The following is a 3,588-nucleotide window of genomic DNA, read 5'->3' as shown; positions in this document are numbered from 1 at the left end:
CCCCGGCCCTGCCCGACAGCCTGGAGCGGCTGCGCGCGGGCGACGACGACTTCAAGGTGCTGGCCGTCCTCTCCAGCGAGGGCCAGGTGCTGGCCACCCACCCGGCCGAGCCGCCCGCGTGGTTCCAGGCGGAGCTGAAGGCCCGGCGGGGGCAGCCGCTGAAGGGCTTCCGCTTCGCCAACGGCGACCGCGCCGTGGCGCGCCCGGTGACGCTGTCGGGCGGCGTGGTGGGGCAGGTGCTGCTGGTGCTCGACAACGCCGGGCTGGACGCGGTCGTCACCGAGCTCCAGCGCGTCGTGTTGCTCGCGTTCGGCATCGGCCTGGGGCTGTTCCTGCTGGTGGCCTTCTTCATCTCCCGCGCCTTCATCCTGGTGCCGCTGGACGCGATGATGGGCATGGCCCGGCGGCTGGCGGAGGCGGACCTCACCGGCCGCGTGGACGTGGGGACGCAGGACGAGTTGGGCCAGCTCGCCGAGGCGCTCAACCGCATCGCCCAGAGCTGGCGCGACACGCTGGGCCGGGTGCGCGGCGTGTCGGACGTGGTGGCGGGCGTGGTGGAGCAGATTCACCGCACCGGCACCACGGTGTCGTCCGGCGCGGGCACGGTGCAGGCGCGCGTGGAGGAGACGTCCTCCTCCATGGTGGAGATGATGGCCTCGCTGCGCGGCATCGCGGAGAACGTGGAGGTCCTCTACCAGAGCGCCGAGGAGAGCAGCTCCTCCATCATGGAGATGGCCGCCACCAACGACGAGGTGGCGGAGAACGTCCAGGCCATGGCCGCCAGCGTGGAGGAGACGACCAGCGCCATCGAGCAGATGACGTTCTCCATCAAGGAGGTGGCCACCAACATCCAGGAGCTGTCCGCCTCCACGGAGGAGACGTCCTCGGCCATCAGTGAGATGGACGCCGCCATCGGCCAGGTGGAGGCCAACGCGAAGGAGACAGCCCGCCTGTCCGAGCAGGTCTTCGACGACGCGCAGACGGGCGTGGAGGCGCTGCGCAAGACGCTCTCCGGCATCGACCGCATCAAGGACACGAGCCGCAGCGCCGCCAGCGTCATTGAAAGCCTGGGCCGGCGCATCTCCGAGATTGGCAACATCCTCAACGTCATCGACGACGTGGCGGAGCAGACGAACCTGCTGGCCCTCAACGCGGCCATCATCGCCGCGCAGGCGGGGGAGCACGGCAAGGGCTTCGCGGTGGTGGCGGAGGAAATCAAGGACCTGGCCGAGCGCACCGGCGCGTCCACGAAGGAGATTGCCGAGCTCATCCGCAGCATCCAGGAGGAGAGCCGCAACGCCGTGGTGGTGATGAACCAGGGCGTGCGCAGCGTGGAGGAGGGCGTGCAACTGGGCCGGGAGGCGGAAGGGGCGCTGCGCAAAATCAACGACAGCACCCAGAAGTCCACGCAGATGGTGAAGGCCATTGCCCGGGCCACCGTGGAGCAGGCGCGCGGCAGCAAGCAGGTGACGGCCTCCATCCACCGCATCAGCGACACGGTGCAGCAGATCTCCAAGGCCTCCAACGAGCAGGCCCGCGGCGGCGAGCAGATCATGAAGAGCGCGGAGAAGATGAAGACGCTCACCGCCCACGTGCAGCGCAGCAGCCAGGAGCAGGCGCACGGCAGCAAGCAGATTACCCGCTCCATCGAGAGCATCAACGAGATGGTCACCCACCTGAACCGCGCCCAGAAGGAGCAGACCAAGGGCAGCGAGCAGGTGCTCAAGGCGGTGGAGACCATCAAGGGCGTGTCCGAGCACCAGACACGCTCCGTGAAGCAGCTGGAGGAGGCCATCGACAACCTCCAGCGGCAGGCGGAAATCCTCCGTGCGGAGGTCCGCCGCTTCCGGGTGTAGACACGTCTTCATGCCGACACAACGACAGGTCTCCGAGCGCGCCGTGGTGGCCCTCATCGGCGCGGTCCAGTTCGTCAACATCCTGGACTTCGTGATGGTGATGCCGCTGGGCCCGGACTTCGCGAAGGGGCTGGGCATCGCGTCGTCGCACATTGGCGTCATTGGCGGCGCGTACACGGCGGCCGCCAGCGTGGCGGGGCTGGCCGGTGGCTACTTCCTGGACCGCTTCGACCGGCGCAAGGCGCTGGCGGTGTCTATGCTGGGCCTGGTGGTGGCCACGGCGGCGGGCGGCTTCGCCACGGGGATGTCCACGCTGCTGCTGGCGCGCGTGGTGGCGGGCATCTTCGGCGGGCCGGCCACGTCGCTGTCGCTGTCCATCATCGCGGACCTGGTCCCCGTGGAGCGGCGCGGCCGGGCGCTGGGCGCGGTGATGGGGGCCTTCTCCGTGGCCTCGGTGGCGGGCGTGCCCATGGCGTTGAAGCTGGCCGAGTTCGGCGGTTGGCGCGTGCCCTTCTTCGCGGTGGCCGCGCTGGGCCTGCTGGTGGTGCTGGGCGCCATCTTCTTCCTGCCCCCCGTGCGCGGCCACCTGGACGCGGGGCCTCGCCAGCAGGCCGGCGTGCTCGCCCTGCTGGGCAGCCGGGACATCCAGCTCTCGTATGGGATGACGGCGCTGGTGATGATGGCGGGCTTCGTCCTCATCCCCAACCTGTCCGCCTATCTGCAGCAGAACGTGGGCTACCCGCGGGAGCTGCTCTGGCTGCCGTACTTCATTGGCGGCATCGCCAGCTTCGCGACGCTGCGGGTGGCGGGGCCCATGGTGGACCGGTACGGCGCCTTCGTGGTGGGCACGGTGGGCTCCGCGCTGGTGCTGCTGTCCACCTACGTGGGCTTCGTCCACCTGCCGGGCTGGATGCCCGTGCCCGTCATCTTCACGCTCTTCATGGTCGCCATGGGGACGCGCAACGTCGCGTACAACACGCTGACGTCGCGGGTGCCGGAAGGCCCGGTGCGCGCGCGGTTCATGTCCCTCCAGTCCGCCGTCCAGCACATGGCCGCCGCCGTGGGGGCCTTCCTCAGCGCTCGGCTGCTGACAGACCTGCCAGACGGCACCCTGGGCGGCATCCCTCGAATGGCGGGAGTGTCCATGCTCCTGACGCTGTTGCTGCCCGTCTTGCTGTGGGTGGTGGAGCGGCGGGTGCAACGCCGGGAGCAGGCGCGGGCGTTGGCGGTGGCTCCCTCGCGAGGAATGGCGGTTCCGCTCTCGCCCGGGGCGGATCCTCACGCGTAGTATGAAAGGGCGCCTTCGGGTTGCCTGCCGCCCATTCCGGGTGGCGGGCGGAGGCTTTGGCGCGACGAACGGTTGCGCCTGCCTCCCCGGGGCGCGATAAACCGGGCTGCTCCGGGGAGCGCGTCAGGAAAAATGTTCAACATCGGCGCAGGCGAAATGGTGTTCATCCTGGTGGCCGCGCTGCTCATCCTCGGGCCGCAGCGGCTGCCCGAGCTCGCGCGCGGCATCGGCAAGTTCCTGCGCGAGTTCCGCCGCCAGACGGATGAGGTCCGCAACGTCGTGGAGCGTGAGTTCTACGCCATGGACCAGGAAATCGGAGAGCCGCCCACCGCGCCCGTGAGGCCCGGGACGCGCTTCGCGCCCCAGCCGCCGCAGGCCGTGGGTGGGCCCGAGGCCAGCCTGCCTCCCGCCACGGACGGCGCGGCGCCCCCGGCCGATGTGGCG

3 protein-coding genes are annotated in these 3,588 nt (G+C 70.1%); all 3 read left to right on the top strand.

Annotated elements, in window-relative coordinates; translation table 11 throughout:
- The coding region (locus tag G4D87_RS35390) for a methyl-accepting chemotaxis protein (RefSeq protein WP_163787128.1) at positions 1 to 1,856 on the top strand (1,856 nt) is incomplete at its 5' end.
- Between the two features lie 10 nt (positions 1,857 to 1,866).
- Complete coding sequence (locus G4D87_RS35385; RefSeq protein WP_163787126.1) at positions 1,867 to 3,144, top strand: MFS transporter; 1,278 nt, start codon at positions 1,867 to 1,869, stop codon at positions 3,142 to 3,144.
- A 132-nt stretch (positions 3,145 to 3,276) separates the two neighbouring features.
- Positions 3,277 to 3,588, top strand: a 312-nt coding sequence (locus G4D87_RS35380; protein ID WP_205507846.1) for a Sec-independent protein translocase subunit TatA/TatB, incomplete at its 3' end; no start/stop codon positions are given.

The sequence above is a fragment of the Myxococcus vastator genome (assembly GCF_010894475.1).
GTDB lineage: Bacteria > Myxococcota > Myxococcia > Myxococcales > Myxococcaceae > Myxococcus > Myxococcus vastator.
Note: the sequence above shows the minus strand (reverse complement) of the source record. Positions and strands in the feature narration are given on the sequence as shown.

What these genes read in the sequence shown, in the direction of transcription:
- G4D87_RS35385 (WP_163787126.1), top strand. Translation starts at nt 1,867, where the DNA reads ATGCCGACACAACGACAGGTCTCCGAGCGCGCCGTGGTGGCCCTCATC.